Below are 23195 nucleotides of genomic sequence, written 5' to 3' on the forward strand. Positions count from 1 at the left end.
AATACGGATATTAAAGTTGTAACGCTAACTGCCAAGGATGTTACTCAACCAGTTCTTACGGTGAATGCAGTGCAGGACGTAAATTTGGATGCTAGCTGTGAGATTACAGTTCCCGATGTTAGGGGTTTCGCTACGGACAACTGTATGTTTACCATCACCCAAAGCCCTGCCATTGGTTCAAAGGTTGCGCTTGCTCATAATGGGACAACCACGGTTACGGTTACGGCTAAAGATGCCGCTGGAAATACGGATATTAAAGTTGTAACGCTAACCGCCAAGGATGTTACTCAACCAGTTCTTACGGTGAATGCAGTGCAGAACGTAAATTTGGATGCTAGCTGTGAGATTACTGTTCCCGATGTTAGGGGTTCCGCAACGGACAACTGTATGTTTACGATCACCCAAAGCCCTTCCATTGGGTCTAAGGTGGCCCTTGCTCATAACGGGACAACCACGGTTACGGTTACTGCTAAAGATGCGGCAGGAAATACGGATATTAAAATAGTAACGCTAACCGCCAAGGATGTTACTAAACCAGTTCTTACGGTTGGAGGCACCCAGAACGTGAATTTGGATGCCAGCTGTGGGATTACAGTTCCCGATGTTAGGGGTTCCGCAACGGACAACTGTACGTTTACCATCACCCAAAGCCCTGCCATTGGTTCAAAGGTTGCCCTTGCTCATAATGGGACAACCACGGTTACGGTTACGGCTAAAGATGCCGCTGGAAATACGGATATTAAAGTTGTAACGCTAACCGCTAAGGATGTTACTCAACCAGTTCTTACGGTGAATGCAGTGCAGGACGTGAATTTGGATGCTAGCTGTGAGATTACTGTTCCCGATGTTAGGGGTTCCGCAATGGACAACTGTATGTTTACCATCACCCAAAGCCCTGCCATTGGTTCAAAGGTTGCCCTTGCTCATAATGGGAAAATCACTGTTACGGTTACGGCTAAAGATGCCGCTGGAAATACGGATATTAAAATAGTAACGCTAACCGCCAAGGATGTTACTAAACCAATTCTTACGGTTGGAGGCACCCAGAACGTGAATTTGGATGCCAGCTGTGAGATTACAGTTCCCGATGTTAGGGGTTCCGCAACGGACAACTGTACAGTTAGCATCACCCAAAGCCCTGCCATTGGATCTAAGGTTGCCCTTGCTCACAATGGCACAACAGCTGTTACGGTTACTGCTAATGATGCCGCGGGAAATACGGACACTAAGATAGTAACGCTAACCGCTATTGATAATACATTACCTACCTTAAATGTGGGAGAAAATCTAACAGCAAACACCAACGCTGCGACTTGTGATGCATCAGTCAACGTTCCCAACGTGATATATGATGATAACTGTCAATCGTCAGTTTCCATTTCCTTTACCTTAAGTGGCGCTACTACACTAGATCCTACCACTGGTCAAGTAGGTGTTAGATTATTTAATAAAGGTATTACTGCAATTGAATATACAGTGACAGATGGTGCTAACCTCACCGTGAAGAGGTCTAGAACCGTGACTATTGTTGATAGTACGCCGCCTACACTTACTCCAGGTCACAACCTAACGGTTAACACCAGCTCAACAACCTGTGATGCTTCTGTTACAGTTCCAGATGCCGTTTTATCTGACAACTGTTCTGCTTCTGTTTCTTATACCTTAACCGGTGCTACAGTTTTGGACACAACTTTAGGTCAAGTTGGGACGCGAACCTTTAATAAAGGAGTTACAACAATCAGTTATACTGTGACTGATGGTGTTAATCCTGTTGTTACAAAATCTAAGACGGTTACCGTTGTAGATAATACAGCCCCAACATTAACTGCAGGTTCAAATATTATAGCTAATACGACTTCGACAACTTGCGACGCTTTAATTCAGGTTTCAGATGCTGTTTTTGGTGATAACTGTTCTTCGGCGGTTTCTCTTTCTTTTACATTAACCGGTGACACAACATTGGCTTCTACAGCTGGTCAAGTTGGCAGTAGAAGATTTAACAAAGGAGTTACTATAATCAACTATACCGTAACTGATGGCGTTAATATGGTAACTCATTCTAAAACGGTAACTATTAATGATAAAGAAGATCCTGTAACCCCCACTTTAGTAGATCTTACAGCAGAGTGTTCTTTAACTGTTATACCGCCAACAACAACAGATAATTGTGATGGAGTAAATGGAGTAATAGGTACAACGAGTCTTACGGATTTAACGTTTGATACTATAGGTGAACATTTAATCTATTGGGTTTTTACAGATGCTTCAGGAAACTCTACTGACCCAGTTATACAAAAAGTTATAATTACTGATACAAAAGCTCCAGTTATTGATGCAAGCTTAACTAATTATACACATACAATTAACGGATGTGAAATAGCAAGTGTTTCTGACTTAAATCACGTTCCTACAGCCGAAGATGAATGTGATGGAACTATCGTAGGGGTTCTAAGCAATATTGTTTTCCCTTATGTTCAACCAGGAATTAACGAGATTGAATGGACTTTTACGGATGACGAAGGAAACTTTTCCACTCAAAAACAATATATTGAATTAATTCCACCTGTTATAAATGGAGGAACAATAACTGGAATTTATAACGGTAAGAGTTCTTCAGATGAAATTAGTATCGCATCCTGTGGGGGAGATATTAACATTCCGTTGTCTTTAGATGAAGAAATTGGAGAAATTGTGCAATGGGAAAAGTACGAAGTAGGAGATGAAGTTAATTGGGTAATAATTGCAAATCTTACCAATAGTTACAATGCTTTTTTTAAAGATAAAGAAATGGTTTCTACTTATTTTAGAGTATTGGTTAAGGTAGGAGATTGCTATGAGTATTCAGATGATATCTTTGTAAAAACTGAGCGTGTAGGATCGGTTCCAGAATTAGATCCAGATAATTTTGAAATTTGTTTATCTGGTAGTGTTACATTAACATTGAAAGCTACGGGGTATTATGAAGTAGCACAAGATCCCATTGTTAGTAGTGGTGGAGATTTTCAATCAGGCCAATTATTTAATGACGGATGGATTATTGATGGTATTACAGATAAAAATGAATATACTTCTAGTACAAACAATGGAAAACCAGCGAATTGGGGAGGTTCGACAGGTGCTAAACCTTATGGGAAAGTTTATAAGATTAATTATAATTCTGGTGATCCAAAATTTGCAATTGCCCAAGGAAATTATAGCTCTAAATGGATAAAGGATTTTTATCCTTGGATTTATGCTGAATCAAAAGAAACAACTTTAGAAACACCAAGTATCGCATTGGAAGATTTAATTTCTGGAGTTTTAAACTTCGATCAAGCATTTAATTTAGAAAGGGATGATTATATAAAACTTGAATTAATTCTTAAAAATGCGACTGGGCCTTTGACAACAATCAATTTAACTGGCGATGCTTCAAGCGCTAAAATAACAGGTCCGATAACATATAACGGTGATGGAAGTCAAAATACAAGTCCTTTACAACAGGTTAACGCTGATTACAATTTTGGAAATGATAATACGTCTTATAATATTTTAGATTTAATTAAGGCTAATTATTCTGACCTTAGTGGTATGTATGCTAGTGTGCGTTTTACATTTCACGGAACAACAGATGAGAGTGCTTGGGCAATAGATAATATTTCTTTAGCAACAACTTCGAAGAAAATAGCTGAGATTGAGTGGACGGATGGTGTAGGTAATCCAGCAGGAGAAGTTCTTTCAGATGAAGAAACTTTTACTTTTACTCCAATTGCACCTGGACATTATCAGTATGGAGCAACCTCAATTGTAGGTGGGTGCAGAACTTATGATGGTAGTGAGACTGCTTTAGCTGATGTTTTTGTATATAATGCTAATGCTGGTGTAGATGCTATATTTACAGATGCGGAATGCGGACCGAAATCAGTACAGTTAAATGCATTCGATAACAGAATATCTTCATCGGCTAATAATGATAAATTTGCGGCATTATATCCACTTAGTACAAATCCAAGACCATATCCTGAAAGTGATCAAGATGGAGCAATGACAAAGGTTGACGCTAACGGAGTTGTTACAGCAGTAGACTGGATACTTAATGATAACGGAACAACCACAAAAAAAGGTGGAATGTGGTCTTTTTCTAGGGTTGACACAGGTGACTCAGATTGTGGTCAAGGAGAAATTTCAGATCCATATGATCCAAATGCGATATTCACTGGAGGTGTTGGTAAGTATACTTTAACTTGGTCTGTTGGTACTCTTTTGAAAAATGGGGCTGATGTGACTATTGAGAATGTATTGTGTTCTGATGATATCACAATAATAATTACACCTTGTGAAAAAATTGACTTCGATGGTAATGATAATTATGTGGATTTTGGTGAAGAAAGTTATAGTTTAAAGGATGATTTTAGCTTAGAAGTTTGGGTTAAACCTGAATCAATAAATGGAACTCAAACAATATTTTCAAAAAGGGAAGTAAATAGCGTTATCAATAGTTTTGGATATGATTTAAGTATTGATAATGCTGGGTTTGTGTCATTTAATTTTAATGTAAATGGTTCTATTAGTTCATCTCCTTATAAGATTGATAACACAAGATGGTATCATATAGCTATAACGCACTCAAGTTCGGGAAGGTATAGGTTATATGTTGATGGAGTATTGGTGGTTCCTAACGGTTCAGGGGGCTCTCCTAATTACCCTACCGATGGAACGAAATATAAAGCCATCTTGGGAGCAATGGGTAAAAAAAACTCAAGTAATCCAATAAATAATTTTAAAGGATGGATGGATGAGGTAAGAATATGGAATGTTGAGTTAACCAAAGAACAAATACGTCAAATGATGAATCAGAGAATTATTTCGAGTCCAACTGTTTCTGGAAATGTACAAGGTGAAATCATCCCTGTTGATGTATCTGGCGTGTCTTGGTCAAATTTAATAGGTTATTACCAAATGAATTTTGATGATTGCGGAAACTTTAAATCAACTGCTGGTATAAGTGGAGAGTTAAAAAATATGGATTCAGCACAAGATAAAACAGCACCTTTACCTTATTCTTCATATAAAGATGGCTTATGGGGCACCAATACAACTTGGAAATATCTTGGTACTGGCAAGGCTGATAACTGGAACTCCAATCTATGGCTACCACCTAATAGTAAAGGTATAAACGGAACTCCAATAGATTGGAATATTGTAAGAGTCATTAATAAAATAAGTGCCTCACGTGATGTTACCTTATTAGGCTTAATAATTGATGATGGTGGTAAATTAACAATGGAAGGCATTACTGCTGCTGCTGGAACTGGCACAGGTCAAGGCTTATGGATTACCCACTATCTGGAATTGGATGGTGTTATTGATTTAGAGGGAGAGTCACAATTGGTGCAAAAAAGATATACACCTTCACAAATTAATGAGAGTATTTTTGAACCTGCCAGTAGTGGTTTTATTGAACGCGATCAACAAGGTACGGCGAACTTTTTTAATTATAATTATTGGAGCTCACCGGTGGTATCGGGTGGTAGTGAAGCAAGCAATTTCACAATCTCTAGCGTGCTTCACGATGGAACAAATTCAAGTAATCCGAGTGAAATTAAATGGATAAAAAGTTATGATGGCCAACCAGGAATTCCATTAAAATTAAGTAACCGATGGTTAACCACCTATACTAATAAGCTGTCAAATACATATGCATCCTGGGATAGAATAAATGAAAACTCGCTCATAAATATTGGTTTAGGCTATACTATGAAGGGTAGTGGCGCTAATACTCCAACCCAAAATTATGTGTTCATCGGGAGACCCAACAATGGCACTATTTCCACAAACATATCAAAGGGCAATGATGCTTTGGTTGGCAATCCATATCCGTCGGCGATTGATGCTGATGCCTTTATTGATGATAATGAGAGTAGTCTAGAGGAAGGATCTCTGCAGTTTTGGGAACACTTTGACTCTAATAATACGCATGTGTTGCGAGCGTATAAAGGTGGCTACGCAACGTACAATAAAACGGGTGGTCAAGTTGCGGTAAGTCCAAAGTCCACCACGGATAGTGTTGTAATTGTTGGTGGCCAGGGTACACGAAAGCCAGGCCGCTTTATACCCGTTGGGCAAGGATTTTTTGTTACAGCCGGGACCAAAGGAGGAGACGTTACATTTAAAAATAGCCAACGTATTTTTAAACGAGAAGCAGAGAACAGTTCTGAATTTTTTAGAGCAGGGAAGGGTACTAAATATGTACAATCTCGCACATCTGACACGAAAAAGATGGAGATTCAGCGTATTCGTTTGAATTTCATAACACCAGAAGGTACCGTCAGACCGTTATTGCTGGGATTCACACCTAATAATTTGGCAACAGATGGTGTAGATTATGGGTATGATGCATTAAATAAGGATAATTATCCAAGTGATTTGTCATGGATGATTAATGATTCAAAATACATTATTCAAGGGGTCGGTAGCTTTATAGAAACTAAGAAATATCCTTTTGCATTACATATGGGACAGAACGGCACTGCAGAAATTAAATTGACTGAATTAGAAAACTTTAGTGAGGAAATTGAGGTCTATATTTATGATTCAGTATTAGGAACGTATCATGCCATAAACGATTCTAGTTTTGCGCTTTCCTTAGACACGGGGAACTATGATAACCGCTTCTACCTAGCGTTTAGTGAAGATAATACTTTGTCCCTCGCAGATGAAGATTTGAAGATAGCCATTGTAAAGTATTTACAGCAAACTGATGAAATTTACATTAAAACACCAGCAGCGATTACGGTGCAAAAAGTGTCTCTTATTAATATAATTGGTCAAACTGTTCAAGCTTGGGATGCGAGTAACACTACACTGTCTAATGATATGAAAATTCCGGTTAAAAACTTACCGGACGGCAGTTATATTGTTAAAATACAAACCACAACGGGCACACTAAACAAAAAATTAATCATTAAGTATTAGGCCTATCATTGAGACAGGTTGAAAAATAGCTCTTAAAACCGAATCTGACTTGAAGTTAGGTTCGTTTTTTTTTTTTTTTAGACATGGGCGATCATTCTGATAGAATTTTGCTTTATTATAATGCCTAATGCAATCAGTTAAAGATTATTCTAGTAGTGACTTTACAAATGACTAGTCGCGAATTGTAGTTTCTGATTCGACATAACTCTTCAAACATTTATATTGATTTTAGATTCGATATCATTAGTGTCCGATAAAAATAAATAATAAATTAACAAACTCATTTAAAGCAAGGGACATTAGAAGATTTCCGAAATGAGACCTTGCATTTTAGGAACTGTTTCTACCGAGAGGGAATGTGCGATTTTAATTTAAATGATCGTTGTTTGTCAGTTAGTTGCAAACAAGTCTTAATTCTTTATTCTAACAGCGCAGCGGTCTTGATTCTTTATCGGACAACAATGATTCGATATAATAATATAAGAATCTATCAAAAATTACTTCTTTTTATCAAACAACAACAGCTGGGTATAGCAATCTGCAATAGTGTGAATCTTCACTTAAAAGACGAGTATTCTTGTTTCGTGCTTCTTGTGTCAAAAGGTTGTAATTAACTCAATTACAGTAAGTGAAAGTTGTTTTGTGCCCTTTATCGATTATTTAATTTATCTAAATGATCATGTATTATTTTAGATAATCCGCAACACAAATCCAACGACCATCACAGCCTTACTGCGTGGTTTATGGTATGTGCTTCACACACCAATTTTAATTTTATCGCAGTATGAAGAATTTTTACTTATTTACGATTTCATATATACTTTTAGCATTATTGGCCTACCCAAGTTTTTCGAAAACTAAGGTCGACGCCACTATTTATACTTCAACGGAAATTAATAGGGACACATATTATGGTTTTAAAATTGAAACGGTTAAACCTCGGTTTAAGGGTTTGGATGTGTCTGGGTTTACATCATCGCAATACTTGTTTATAAATCGGTTTCAATCCAAAACTCTTAAACAGGAAACGCATACCCTTTTAAATGCTTGGGCAACCTATCAGGCATTTTCATTGTCTTCACTCTTTTATTCTAAAATGATATTAGAAGATTCTGCTAGACCTTATGCTTGCTCTGCGACTGTTACTATATCTTCAGATGCTACTAATAATACCATTTGTGCAGGAAATTCAGTAATCTTTACAGCAACATCGGTTAATGGAGGTAGTGCTCCTAAGTATCAATGGCAAGTTAACGCAGTTAATGTTGGCACTAGTAGTACTATTAATACCTTTACGCCTCCGCAACCCCTTCAAAATGGTCACGTTGTAACTGTTATTTTAACTTCTGATCTTGTTGATTGTGGAACATTGAATACTGTTAGTGATAATCTTACTATAGCAGTAAATCCAATTCCATCTGCACCAACTGCAGGAAATGATGGTCCAGTGTGCGAGGGAGGAATAATTCATTTAACAGCGGGTACCATTAATGGAGCGACATATTCCTGGATCGGGCCAAATAGTTTTACAAGTACTGATCAAAATCCGACCGTTTCAGGTGCATCTGCTGCGATGGCAGGTACATATAATGTAACAGCAACAGTATCTGGATGTACAAGTAATGCAGGATCAACGAATGTTATTGTTAATCCAATTCCATCTGCACCTACTGCTAGCAGTAATGGTCCAGTGTGTGAAGGAGGAACAATTGAACTAACAGCTTCTTTCATTACAGGTGCAACATATTATTGGACTGGGCCAAATAATTTTACAAGTACTGCTCAAAATCCGATCATTTCAGGTGCAACTGCTCCGATGGATGGCATTTATAGTGTGTCTGCTACTGTATCTGGATGCACAAGTGAAGCAGCAAATACAAGTGTTATTGTAAATCCAATTCCATCTGCCCCTGTTGCTAACAATGCTGGTCCAGTGTGTGCAGGAGGAACCATCAATCTAACTGCAAGTACCATTGCAGATGCAACATATTCTTGGATTGGGCCAAATGGTTTTACAAGTACAGCTCAAAATCCAGTTATTACTAATGCAGCTGCTGCAATGGCTGGAATTTATAATGTGACCGCCACTGTATCAGGATGTACGAGTAGCATTGGAACCACAACAGTAGTAGTAAATCCAATTCCATCTGCGCCTACTGCTGGCAGTAATGGTCCAGTGTGTGTTGGTGGAACAATTAATTTAACAGCAAGTACTTTTGCTGGTGCAATCTATTCTTGGACTGGGCCGGGGGGGTTTTCAAGTTCGACTCAAAATCCGAGTATTTCAGTTGCTACTGCTGCGATGAATGGAACTTATAGTGTGACCGCTACTGTATCTGGATGCACAAGTATTGCAGGAACTACAGAGGTTATTGTAAATCCAATTCCAACAGCACCTACTGCTGGCAGTAATGGTCCAGTGTGTGTAGGAGAAACAATTAACCTAACGGCGACTGCCATTTCAGGTGCAACATATTCTTGGACCGGGCCAAATAATTTTACGAGTACTGCTCAAAGTCCGAGCATATCTGTTGCGTCTGCTGCCATGGCGGGTAATTATAATGTGACCGCTACGGTATCCGGTTCTGGATGTACAAGTAATGTTGGAACTATAAATGTTGTTGTAAATCCAATTCCATCTGCACCTACTACTATCAGTAATATTTCAGTATGTGCAAATGGAACAATAAATTTAACAGCGAGTACAATTTCAGGTGCAACCTATTCTTGGACAGGACCTAACGGTTTTACAAGTAATACTCAAAACCCGAGCATTTCAAGTGCAACTGGAGCGACGGCAGGTAATTATAATGTGACCGCCACTGTATCCGGGTGTACGAGTGGTGTGGCAACAACAACTGTAGTTGTAAACCCTACGGTAACACCAACTGTATCAATAACTTCTTCCTCTACATCAATTTGTGCAACCGCACCTTCTGGATCAACACCGGTTACATTTACTGCGACTCCGGTAAATGGTGGGACTTCACCATCGTATCAATGGAAAAATGGGACGACTAGTGTGGGAACCAACAGCCCAACATATGTTGCTAACTCACTTGCAATTGGATCTCAAATTTCCGTTGTAATGACTTCAAGCGCTACTTGTACTTCATCTGCCACTGCGACAAGTGATATTATTCCGATGACAAGTTATACTCCGCCAACAAAACCTGTATTCGTGGCATCATCCGGAAATGTTAATGTTAAATCCGGAATATGCCCACCTGCTTCAGGTTTAATCTATAGAGTTAATTCAGATGATAACATATCAAACTATGACTGGAGCATCCCTAACGGATGGGTCATCACCAATGGCGCAGGAACTAATACAATAACTGTAGATGTAACAGGTGCAGCGGGCTCAGGAGGAAATTATAACATACGCGCTAATGCTAAAAATACTTGCGGAACTAGTTCTCAGGAAACATTAGTTGTAAGTGTGAATAAGTCGGCTTCGCTTTATGCAGGCCTAGACGCAAGTATATGCATGGGGGGCTCAATTGCTCTCTCAGGTGAAAATAACGGTTATGCTAATAAATTTAATTGGACTGCGAATCCAGCTGTAGGAGCATTCAGCAATAGCACAGATCTAAAACCTACATATACTCCACCTGCATCATATACAGGAATAATTAAACTCAGCTTTATTAGTACACAGGAACCGGGGAATGTGAACTGTCCTGTAGTTGCGGACGAAATGATCTTAACCGTAAATGCCCCACCGGCAATCACAGCGCAACCCTCAATCGCTTCTCAAACTTTATGTTTGAATACTGCTGCCACACAACTATCGGTTACTGCAACAGGAGCCGGATTAACTTATCAATGGTATAGCAACACCACTAACTCAAATACCGGCGGAATATCCTTAGGTGCGGGGGCAACCTCTTCAACCTATACCCCAAAAACAAATGCTGTGGGCGCTTTATATTATTATGTAACTGTCAGTGGAACTTGTACGCCGGCTTTAACTAGTAGTGTTTCAGGGAAAGTGACAGTAAATGCCCCACCAGCTATCACAGGACAACCCTCAACAACTCCTCAAACTTTATGTTTGAATGCTACTGCCACACAACTATCGGTTACAGCAACAGGAGCCGGTACAACTATTCAATGGTATAGCAACACCGCTAAATCAAATAGTGGCGGAACATCCTTAGGTTCAGGAGCAAACTCTTCAACCTACACCCCATCCACTAATGCCGCGGGAACCTTATATTATTATGCAGTGGTCAGTGGAACTTGTACTCCGCCAGTAACAAGTAATGTATCAGGATTAGTGACTGTAAATGCACCGCCTGCAATTACTGGACAACCCTCAACAACTCCTCAAACTTTATGCTTGAATGATGCTCCCACAGAACTATCAGTTACAGCAACAGGCACTGGATTAAAATATCAGTGGTACAGCAACACCGCTAACTCAAATAGTGGTGGAACATCCTTAGGTGCGGGAGCGACCTCTTCAACCTATACCCCTTTAGCAAGTGCTGCGGGAACCTTATATTATTATTATGTAATTGTCAGTGGCACCTGCACTCCGCCAGTAACTAGCAGTGTTTCAGGGTTAGTGACCGTAAATTCAGCACCTGCAATCACAGTTCAACCTTCAATATCTGCTCAAACTCTATGTTTAAATGAAAGTGCTACAGAACTATCAATAACTGCAACAGGAGCCGGACGAATGTATCAATGGTACAGCAACACCACTAACTCAAATAGTGGCGGAACATCCTTAGGTGCTGGAGCAACCTCTGCAACCTATACCCCTTTAGCAAGTGCTGCGGGAACTTTGTATTATTATGTAATTGTCAGTGGAACTTGTACTCCGCCAGTATCCAGTAATGTTTCAGGGGCTGTGACCGTAAGTACAGCGGCGGCAATTACAGTTCAACCATCAACAACTGCTCAAACTTTATGTTTGAATGCTGCTGCCACACAACTATCAGTTACAGCTACAGGAGCTGGATTAAAATATCAGTGGTACAGCAACACTGCTAACTCAAATAGTGGCGGAACATCCTTAGGTGCCAGCGCAACCTCTGCAACCTATACCCCTTTAACAAGTACTGCCGGAACATTATATTATTATGTCAGTGTTAGTGGAACCTGTGCTCCACCAGAAACCAGTAATGTTTCAGGGTTAGTGACTGTAAATGCAGCGCCGGCAATCACAACTCAACCTTCATCAACCTCCCAAACATTATGTTTGAATGGTGCTGCCACTGAACTATCAGTCACAGCTACCGGACCAGGTTTAAGTTATCAATGGTACAGTAATACCGCTAATTCAAATAGTGGTGGAACATCCTTAGGTGCGGGAGCAACCTCTGAAAACTATACTCCAAAAACTACTGCTAGCGGCACTTTGTATTATTATGTTATTGTTAGTGGAACTTGTACTCCTCCAGTTAAAAGTAATGTTTCAGGGTCGGTGACTGTAAATGCTCCACCTGCAATCACAGGGCAACCAGCAACATCCCAAACAATTTGTTCAGGATTCTCTGTTAGTTTTTCTGTATCCGCAACCGGAAGCGGCATTTCTTATCAGTGGCAAAAGGGAGGCACTAATATTGCCGGTGCTACAGCATCTACTTATACAATTAACAACACAATTTTAGGAGATGCAGGAACTTACACAGTTGTTGTAAAAGGCATATCTCCCTGTGGAAATGTTACCTCGACTGATGCAGTTCTTAATGTGAACGAGGATATAAAAATTGATAATCAACCTACTACTCCTCAAACAATTTGTGAAGGGAGCTCAACAACAATGTCGGTTGCGGCCACAGGAACAGGACTCAGTTATCAATGGAGAAAAGGGGGATTTCCGATTTCTAACGGGGGCAATATCACAGGTGCCACCACCAATACTTTAACTTTTACTGGAGCAACAGAAAGTAATTCAGGAAGTTACGATGTGGTAGTCAGTGCTACGGATGGTACGTGTTTACAAACCATATCAAAGCCTGCTAACCTCAAAGTAAATCCTAACAACACTATAACACTTACCTCAGCTGTAAATACAGACAATCAGACCCTATGTATTAATACAACACTTACCGAAATCAAGTATGCCACCACTGGTGCTACTGGCGCTTTATTTTCTGGATTACCCGCTGGCATTACCGGTACTTGGGCAAACAATACAGTTAAAATTAATGGCATAGCTACTGAAGTTGGTGGTCCATTTAATTATACCGTCACTCTTACCGGGGGGTGTGGTGACGCAGAAATAACAGGGACAATTAATGTCGATCCGTTTAATACAATAACGCTAACTTCAGCCTCGGGTACAAATGCACAATCCGTTTGTATTAATACTCCGCTAACTGATATCACCTATGCCACCACTGGTGCTACTGGAGCTACATTTTCAGGATTACCAGCTGGCGTTACCGGAACATGGATAAACAATACTGTTAAAATAAGCGGAACCCCAACTGTAGTTGATGGTCCAACAAATTATACCGTCACACTAACCGGGGGATGCAGTGTAGCACCTATGACAGGTACAATCAATGTCGATCCAACTAATTCAATTACGCTAACTTCAGCTTCGGGTACAGATGCACAATCCGTTTGTATTAATACTTCGCTAACTGATATCACCTATGCCACTACTGGTGCTACTGGGGCTACGTTTTCAGGATTACCAGCTGGCGTTACCGGAACTTGGGTAAACAATACCGTTAAAATAAGCGGAACCCCGACTGCAGAAGATGGTCCAACAACTTATACCGTCACACTAACTGGGGGATGCAGTGTAGCACCTATAACAGGGACAATTAATGTCGATCCAACTAATTCATTTACGCTAACTTCGGCTTCGGATACAGATGCACAATCCGTTTGTAAGAATACTCCGCTAACTGATATCACCTATGCCACCACGGGTGCTACAGGAGCTACATTTTCAGGATTACCAGCTGGTGTTACCGGAACTTGGGTAAATAATACTGTTAAAATAAGCGGAACCCCGACTGCAGCAGGTGGTCCAACAACCTATACCGTCACACTAACCGGGGGATGCAGTATAGAACCTATAGCAGGGACAATTAATGTCGATCCAACTAATACATTTTCGCTAACTTCAGCTTCGACTTCAACTGCACAATCCGTTTGTATTGATACTCAGATTACGAATATTACGTATGCCACCACTGGTGCTACTGGAGCTTCATTTTCTGGATTACCAGCAGGAGTAACAGGTGCATGGTCAGGAAATATTGTCACCATCAGTGGCAAGCCTACTGAAGTTGGTTCATTTGATTATACAGTAACTCTTACTGGGGGATGTATTGGAGAGAAGCCAAAGGGGACAATTACAGTTAAACCGTCTAATACAATTACGCTAACTTCAGCTTCGGGTACGAATGCACAATCCCTTTGTGTTAATACTCCGCTTACTGATATAACATATGTAACCACTGGTGCGACTGGCGCTTCATTTTCTGGATTACCAGCTGGTGTTACCGGAACTTGGGTAAATAATATAGTTAAAATAAGTGGAACTCCAACTGCAGCAGGTGGTCCAACAATTTATACCATCACACTGACCGGTGGATGCAGTGTAGAATCTATAACAGGGACCATAAAAATTGACCCCAAACCAGTAGGAGGTGAATTATTGTTCAGTGGTCTTAATAAAGCAACATATTTAGTGTGTCATAATGCTACATCAGGCTCTGCGAGAGCTATAGAGCTTACTGGTGCGACAGGATCGGTAGTGAAATGGCAAACAACGGATAATCCTTCCGTTCCAACTTCTTGGACAGATATTCCAAATACAGAGAATACTTACTCTTATTCTGGATATTCAGGGCTTACTAAAACAACTTTATTTAGAGCCGTTATTTCTAGTGGCTCTTGCGGCTTAACTTACTCTAAGTTTGCCGTCATTAGCGTAATTCCTGCTGATATAAAACCAAGTCCTGTACAAGCTAGTTTTTCAGAAGTCTGTTTTGGAACACAGGTAAAATTAACTTCGCAATTAAATTATTCTACTAGTACTCAAATCGCTGGTGGAGGATCTTTTAATAATGCGAATCCTACAGGGTGGATAATAGACGAAGATCCCGGAAATAATTTTCCGGCAAATGGTAATAATACGAGACCTAATAGATGGTCAGAAACTAATGACCATCCTTTTGATACAAGGGATGGTTCTATCACTTTTGATTCTGGTGATAAAAAGTTTGCTATTGTGAGTGGCAAGAATCTTTCTACTATGGAAACACCCACATTTAACACATTCGGGTTGTCTGAAGCTACCCTTCGATTCCAAGAAGCATTTATTATGAATCCGAATACAACGATGAAAATCGAATTGTCGTTAGATGGCGGAGAAAACTATACCATAGTTTTGCGTGACGGACCATTTAATATAGAGGCAGATGGAGTAGCACGGACAAAAAATTATGGGAATTTTAGTGGAAACATTAGAAGTTTTGATTTATCGCAATATGTAGGATTAGCAAATTTAAAAATTAAGTTCACCTTTGATGGAAGAAATGATCCAAATAATGATCTTAGAAGTATTTGGGCTATAGATAATATTGCTATCGCAAATCCTCCACTTAATATTGCCTCGGTTTGGACTTATACCAATGCTCAGGGGGAGGTGATAACGGTGAATAATCAGCAAAACATCACTGTCACACCTGATAAAATTGGATTGAATACATATACTATTACTTCTTTTATAGTTACTGATGACGGTAGTGAATGTAGAAGTGCTGATCCCAATAATTCTGAAACTGTTAGTATTTACGTATTCGACAAATATACTTCAACTGCTAAAGCGCCGTCTCCAGCAGCCTGCGGTAAAAACGATTTCCAATTAGAGGCTCAATTAAAAGGACTGAAACAGGGGAGTAGTCTTACTTTTCCAACGCCAGACGGTTATGACGCTCCATTCTGGGAAGTTGTAGGAATTGCACCAACGGATTATTCTTTTTCGAATCCAGATTCAAATGATACTTCGGATCCTATTAAAAATCCTAATGCAATTTTTAATGCACTTAATGAAGGAGCGTATACACTACGATGGACAATGAGCCGTAGCGTCAATGATATCAGAGTAAATCCTTGTCCACCTGTCTATACTTCAATTGTAATAAATGTACAAAATTGTATCGCCCTTGATTTTGATGGCGTAGATGATTTTGTTGATATTGGCGATTATACTGGGAATTATAGTATAGAAGCCTGGATCCGTCCTGAAGCTTCTACGGGAACTATCATAAGTACTAAAAATCGGGAAATTAATATGTCCAACCTTCCAACTGTTATTCCTAATACCAGATGGTATCATATTGCTGTTGATTCAAATGGTCAATTATATTTGGACGGTATTAATACAGGTACAACAATATCCGCCTCTGGAACAAGTCGATCTTTCATTGGTGCAAAATGGACACCTCCAAATGCCACGAACTTTTTCTCTGGATGGATAGAAGAAGTCCGTATATGGAATGGAAATATTTCGCAAGATCAAATTAGATTCTTAATGAACCAAAGATTACAATCAGGCGCAAATATTGGTGTAGAAATCCCAATGCCTGCTCCAGGGCTTCCATATACAAATCTTGTAGGTTATTATAAGTTGCTATCAAATAACATATTGAGCGGTGGTTATACGCCTAACTTGGCTAGTACTGCAAATGGTAAATTAAGAAATATGACAACCTTACAGGAAAATTCTGCCCCATTGCCATATGTTACAAAAGCTGACGGTAGCTGGAATACCATAGGTGCTGGAACACCATGGAGTTATGGAGATTCTGTTTGGGATTATCCAAATAGTACAGGTTTTAACAATACGCCTATTGATTGGAATATCGTTAGAACTTCAAACAATATTTTATCGGGAGATAAAGATATTACAGTCCTTGGTTTACTAGTAGATGCTAATAAATTGAGCATTAAAGATCCAACAGTTACAATAAAACCTGAAGAAAATGATGGTCAAGGTTTACGAGTCACGCATTACTTAAAACTTAACGGTATCATAGATCTTGTTGGAGAGTCACAACTAATACAAGATGAAGGTGGAATTTTAGATCCAGCTAGTACTGGAAACATAAAACGTGACCAACAAGGGACAGGCAACTTATATAATTATAACTATTGGGGATCTCCAGTAGTCTCACAAGGCGGTGCCGCAAATAGTTTTACAATTGCGAGCGTACTAAAAGATGGTACGTCATCTGCTTCTCCAGGTACAATTACGTGGACTACAGGTCGGGATGGCACTCCAGGACCGCCAATTCAAATAAGTAGTCGTTGGCTGACCACATACGCTAATAGTGTTTCTAACACTTATAGTGCTTGGGTAAGAATAAATGAGGGTACCGTGATTAATTCTGGGTTAGGATACACCATGAAAGGCAGTGGCGCAACTACTGCTACTCAAAACTATGTATTTATAGGAAAACCAAATAATGGTACTATTACAAATTTAATTTCTGCAGGTAATGATGCATTAATTGGTAATCCGTATCCATCTGCTATTGATGCCGATGAATTCATCAAAGATAATATAAGTAGTCTTGGAAATGTTTCTTTAAAATTTTGGGATCACTTCGGCGTTAACAATACGCATATTTTACGAGAGTATGAAGGCGGTTATGCTACTTATAACCTTAGTGGTGGCATAATGGCAGTTAAACCTCTTCCTACCGCTGATGGGGTGGTTATAGTAGGTGGAAATGGAGTAAAACGTCCTGGACGATATATACCTGTTGGTCAAGGATTTTTTGTATCAGCTGATAGCACTAAAGGTGGTGACATAATTTTTAAAAATAGTCAGAGAGTATTCCAACGTGAAGTTGATGGTAGCTCAATATTTTTAAGAGGGGTTGATGGAGGTAAGTCTGGAGGCTCCAATTACAAAACTAATACTCCTAAGAAAGATTCAATTAAACGTATACGTTTAGAATTTAAATCTCCAGAAGGCGGCATTCGTCCATTGTTATTAGGATTTGTTCCGAATAATTTAGCAACTGATGGTGTGGATTATGGCTATGATGCGGTAAATAGAGATGCATTCCCAAATGATTTATCTTGGTTAATTAATGAATCGAAATACATTATTCAGGGTGTAGGTGCTTTTGAAGATACCAAGAAATTTCCTTTCGCTATGCAATTGTCAAAAGATGGTGCTATAGAGATTAAACTGACGGAATTGGAAAATTTCAGTGAGGACATAGCTGTTTATATTTATGATTCACTGTTAGATACCTATCATCAAATTAATAACACCAGTTTTGAAATTTCGCTCAGTGCAGGAAATTATGACAAACGTTTCTATTTGGCCTTCAAGGACGACAACACCTTATCTATCATAGATGAAGACTTCAAAAATGTCGTGGTGAAATTTTTACAGAATACCGATGAAATCTTTATTCAAACGCCAAACGAGGTTCACGTAAAACAAGTGTATTTGGTGAACATTATCGGACAAACCGTGCAAGCGTGGAACGCTACCAATACGACCATCTCCAATGAGATGAAGATTCCGGTGCGAAACTTGCCAGATGGTAACTATGTGATAAAAATCCAAACCGATACAGGCATTGTTAATAAGAAGATTGTGCTTAAGTTTTAAGAGTATGATGTAGATAACTAGCTCATTGCATACAATTCCTAAAACCGTTTTCATCCTTGAGATGGGAACGGTTTTTTCTTTTAAGAAAGATGCGCCATTTATGGGATCGGGGTTATGGGTAATCAGTAGTTGACTAATTGCTTTTATATTATAAGGTTACTACTCTAATGGTAATATGACTGCGCTCAAGTTCAGAAACTAACATATTGAGAAGATCATAAGTAGATGTTTTAGATCCTAAAATTCAGAAGGGGAGAGATGGAAGAGGTAAGTTGTATTGTTTTTAAATGTGTCTACAAACCACAAAAAAACCGCCCCAGATGTAGGAGCGGTTTGTTATGTAAGTCGTTTTAGTTTACCTGTAGAATCACAGGTTACTAAACGCCTCTAAGTTTTTTAGTTACTTCTCAATCCCTACCATTTCAATGATAAAAATCAAATCCGTTCCTGGAGGAATCACACGATTACCGCGTTCGCCGTAAGCCAAGTGCGATGGCAAAAAGAAGTAGGATTTATCACCCACACGCATTTGTGACGCGGCTTCTCTGAATCCAGCGATCATCGGGGCATCAGGTCCAATTTTAGTAGGCATTGGGCCGTACATCTGAGCCTGATCTTTTTGCTCATTATACATGCCGTAGTTTTCTTCTACACTTTTAACGTTACTATCAAACAAACGGCCGTCTGTAAAGTAGCCTTCGTAATACAGTTGTGCCGTATCGCCAGTTTTTGGCTTCTCACCGGCACCTTTTGTAATATTGTACATCTTCAATCCTGAAGCCAATGTTTTAGCCTTTCCTTCATACGTGTCTAATGCAGGCTTCATGTCAGCAGCAGCGGTAGCAGTTTTCTCGTCTCTCTCTTTTTGTGCAGCTTCTGCTTGAGCAAGACGTTCTTTTTCTTCTTCTTCAGCCTTAGCAAAATGCTCTTTAAATAGTACGGGAGCATCAAAGTTTTTAGCGTCTTTCCCTTTTCTGATGATGTTGACTTCTTCCATAATTACCGGATCGACAGGTTTATCGCCTGGTGCTGTTTCAACACCTGCTAAGGTGTGTAACACATCTTCTCCCATAACGATATATCCAAAAACATTATACCCACCGTCTAAATTTGGGGTTGCACCTTCAGTGATGAAAAACTGGCTGCCATTAGTGTTTGGACCAGAATTGGCCATAGATAAGGTCCCTACTTTATCGTGTTTCAGATCTTCAGAAATTTCATTGTTGAACTTATAGCCGGGACTACCACTTCCTGTACCAGTCGGGTCGCCACCTTGAATCATGAATTCGTCAATTATTCTGTGAAAGGTCAACCCATTGTAGTATTTTTTACCAATATAAGCGCTGTCTACAAGCGTATTGGTGCCTTCTGCCAATGAAATGAAATTGGCAACGGTTACCGGGGCTTTTTGGTATTCCAAACGGAAGACCATCGTCCCTTTATTGGTGATAATTTCTGTGTACAATCCATCTTCTAAATCTGGATATTTGTCATTACAGGCTGTTGCTGTAATAAGGAGCATTACTAATAACAGGCCAAAGCCTTTTCTAATCAATCGCATAGTTTATTCGTTTTGGTTTTGAATTATTGAATTTACGGTCACTTCGCATATCACCGGAGTGTTGGTGCCAATCTTATTTTTGTCACCATAGTAACCGTAAGCTTTTTGGGAAGGAAATAAAAAGGTGACGGTTTCACCTGGTTTCATAAGTTTTAAACCTTCTCGGAGTCCTGTAAATAGTTCTTCCTGATCCATGGCATAATCGCGAGGTTGGATGTCCTCATCCGCATAAATGTCATTCCCATTAAAATCCTTGACGTCATAATCAAAATTGACAATGTCTCCAAAGGTTGGTGTAATGGTATCTTTTTCGACCTTAGTGTTGTAATAATACCAAAAGCCGCTCTCTGAGGCAATGAATGTTCTAGAAGTATCTTTTTCTATAATATTCTGAATTTTCACCGTCTCTTCAGCATTTAATTTTTTGTTACGCTCCGCAGATATTTTTATAAAAGATCCTGTTTTTTGAGATATAGGTCTTCTGGCTTCAGGCGATTTGCAACTACTGATAGCAATAGCTAGAGTGCACATGAGAAGAATGGCTCTTATCATAAATTTAAGTTATGTTTATAGCTAGGCAATATACTAATAAATTTTTCAACGGTTTCATTTAAACTGAGGTCGCTTTTTCCGCCTGCAGCGTTGGTATGACCGCCTCCGCCAAAGTTGGCACGAGAGAATTCGTTGACAGAAAAATCACCTTTACTACGGAGGGAAATCTTTATAATGCCCTCTTGTTTGTGCTCTATAAAGATGGCCGCGAAAATTACATCTTTGATCGAAAGTCCATAATTTACAAAACCTTCAGTGTCGCCTTTCCTGAAATTTGAGGCATTCAACTCTTCTTGAGTAAGTGTAATATAAGCAGTTCTGTATTCAGGCAGGATTTTTAAATTTTTAAGCGCGATCCCTAATAATTGTAAACGCTCAAAACTATTGGTGTCGTATATGGCGTTATAAATTTCTGAATGGTCCGCACCTTTATCGATCAATTCCGCCGCTACAATATGGGTGGTACTTGTAGATGACGGGAATCTGAAAGAACCCGTATCTGTTAAAATCCCCGCATATAAACAGGTAGCAATTTTGGTTTCAATAGCTGCGGTGGCCTCTAGCATGACCATAAAATGATAGACCATTTGACAGGTGGAACTCATCGCCACATCGCTAAACATATAGGTAGCGTAATCGTCGGGTTGTTGGTGATGATCAATCATGATTTTAAGGGCATCCGAATTCGCTAATGGCGTTTCCATTTGTCCTGAGCGGTGAAGCGCGTTAAAATCGAGGGTAAATATCAGGTCTGCTTCGGCGATTAAAGCTTCTGCTCGGACTTTGTCCGATTCATGAATCACCACATGTTCTTGGCCCGGTAACCATTTTAAAAAATCAGGATAATCATTGGGGGCAATCACCGTGGCGGTATGATTCTGCTCGGTAAGAAAGTGGTAGAGTCCTAAAGTAGACCCCATAGCATCTCCATCAGGGTTTTTATGGGGCACAATAACAATGTGCTTAGGCGCAGATAAAAGTGCCTTAATTTCTTTAATATCTTGATCAGTCATAGCCCGCGAAGATACAATTTTTTAATATCCATAATATGGTTTTTATTGATAAATGCCGTACTTTTGCACGAAATTTATCAGTGGTTTATACGCTTTGACCATGTAACGGACTCTATGAAACGGGTCCAACTCTTAAAGAATTATATAAATTAGAATTAATTAAATTACAAATATGGCAACTAACAGAACATTTACAATGCTTAAGCCAGATGCAGTCGAAAAAGGACACATCGGTGCAATCTTAGAAAAAATCAGTGCTTCAGGCTTCAGAATTGTAGCATTAAAATTAACCCACATGACTACTGCTGATGCACAAGAGTTTTATGCTGTACACAGCGAAAGACCTTTTTACGGCGAATTGGTAGAATATATGACGCGTGGACCAATTGTAGCTGCCGTTTTAGAAAAAGAAAATGCGGTTGAAGATTTTAGAACTCTAATTGGTGCAACCAATCCTGCAGATGCAGCTGAAGGAACCATCCGTAAATTATATGCAGCTTCTATTGGAGAAAATGCAGTTCACGGGAGTGATAGCGATGAAAATGCAGCTATTGAAAGCGCATTTCATTTTGCTGGAAGAGAGATGTTTTAAATTTCGGAACATTTTTAATACAAAAAGCGTGGAACCTTGTTCCGAGCTTTTTTTTTTGGAATACCATTAAAAGCAAAAAGGCCCGCAACAATGTTGCGGGCCTTTACATTTAAAAAAGCTTATATATTAGATAACTTTTACGTTAACTGCGTTTAATCCTTTTTTTCCTTCTGTTAGATCGAATTCAACTTCATCGCCTTCACGAATTTCGTCAATTAAACCTGAAATGTGAACAAAATGTTCTTTGTTGTTTCCTTCTTCTACGATAAAACCGAAGCCTTTAGCATCGTTGAAAAATTTTACTGTTCCTTTACTCATTGTAATAAATATTAAATTAATTGTATATAATAATTCAAAGATAGTGCCAAAAAGAATACAAACTACTTTTTAGGCCATAAATATTTTAAGATGAGGCTAGCGACCGAATTTGTTGGGCTGAGGGCAAATTAGAAAAGTAGACCATCGAATAAAATGTTATAAATTTAAGAATCTCCATCTCTAAAAACGTTGCGAATCAATTAAATGAGCTCGCTATTGCTTAATGGCAATGGCAGATTTTCTTAGCGCAATACCAACTTCTTTATCACATCTTTACCCAGAGATTCGTTGAGCATCGTAATGATTTTCTCTTTCCCATAACTTAATTCTTCCCTTAATACACTTGAACTTAGTTGAACATACAAGGTTTCCCGCTCCAATTGAATGGCGGTCGTGTAATTGTTCACTCCGTTGCCCATCATTTGCGCCCAAGCATCTCTGACGTTAACCTTGTCCAATCCTGTTTGTAGTTTATTCGTGTCTACAAATTCTTGAAGAAGCTCGCTGATGGAGAGATTGTCTTTAGTGCGTTTGGCCATGAAGGAATGTTTACAAGGTGTTCGGTGAAATTAAATTGCTAAGATAACAGAT

8 protein-coding genes are annotated in these 23195 nt (G+C 39.2%); 3 read left to right on the forward strand and 5 right to left on the reverse strand.

The features are described 5' to 3' along the window. Positions 1 to 60: 60 nt before the first annotated feature. Together ES711_RS14525 and ES711_RS14530 are read left to right on the forward strand one after the other, a co-directional pair. Positions 61 to 6954, forward strand: a complete 6894-nt coding sequence (locus tag ES711_RS14525) for a LamG-like jellyroll fold domain-containing protein (protein ID WP_211363086.1) — start codon at positions 61 to 63, stop codon at positions 6952 to 6954. A gap of 784 nt (positions 6955 to 7738) precedes the next feature. Next, complete coding sequence (locus tag ES711_RS14530) at positions 7739 to 18568, forward strand: T9SS type A sorting domain-containing protein (RefSeq protein ID WP_146894035.1); 10830 nt, start codon at positions 7739 to 7741, stop codon at positions 18566 to 18568. Between the two features lie 400 nt (positions 18569 to 18968). On the opposite strand, the gene ES711_RS14535 is transcribed toward ES711_RS14530, so the two are convergent. Genes ES711_RS14535 through ES711_RS14545 form a run of 3 tightly spaced genes read right to left on the reverse strand, consistent with a single transcriptional unit; the run spans position 18969 to position 21694 of the window. Next, a complete protein-coding gene (locus ES711_RS14535; RefSeq protein ID WP_146894036.1) occupies positions 18969 to 20129 on the reverse strand; it encodes a peptidylprolyl isomerase in 1161 nt (386 codons plus the stop codon). A gap of 3 nt (positions 20130 to 20132) precedes the next feature. Continuing rightward, positions 20133 to 20681 (reverse strand): gliding motility-associated peptidyl-prolyl isomerase GldI, encoded by a 549-nt coding sequence (gldI, locus tag ES711_RS14540; RefSeq protein WP_146894037.1) that lies wholly within the window; start codon positions 20679 to 20681, stop codon positions 20133 to 20135. Continuing rightward, complete coding sequence (locus tag ES711_RS14545) at positions 20678 to 21694, reverse strand: DHH family phosphoesterase (protein WP_146894038.1); 1017 nt, start codon at positions 21692 to 21694, stop codon at positions 20678 to 20680. The genes gldI and ES711_RS14545 overlap by 4 nt, the downstream gene beginning before the upstream one ends. A 172-nt stretch (positions 21695 to 21866) precedes the next feature. Between ES711_RS14545 and ES711_RS14550 the strand changes: the two genes are divergently transcribed. Continuing rightward, positions 21867 to 22286 (forward strand): nucleoside-diphosphate kinase, encoded by a 420-nt coding sequence (locus ES711_RS14550; RefSeq protein ID WP_146894039.1) that lies wholly within the window; start codon positions 21867 to 21869, stop codon positions 22284 to 22286. 126 nt (positions 22287 to 22412) lie between these two features. Here ES711_RS14550 and ES711_RS14555 read toward each other — a convergent pair whose 3' ends face one another. After that, positions 22413 to 22604, reverse strand: a complete 192-nt coding sequence (locus ES711_RS14555; RefSeq protein ID WP_027125508.1) for a cold-shock protein — start codon at positions 22602 to 22604, stop codon at positions 22413 to 22415. A 242-nt stretch (positions 22605 to 22846) separates the two neighbouring features. Continuing rightward, entirely contained in the window at positions 22847 to 23143 is a 297-nt protein-coding gene (locus ES711_RS14560; RefSeq protein WP_146894040.1) for a DUF721 domain-containing protein, read from the reverse strand. Between the last annotated feature and the right edge of the window lie 52 nt (positions 23144 to 23195).

Source organism: Gelidibacter salicanalis (assembly GCF_007997285.1).
GTDB lineage: Bacteria > Bacteroidota > Bacteroidia > Flavobacteriales > Flavobacteriaceae > Gelidibacter > Gelidibacter salicanalis.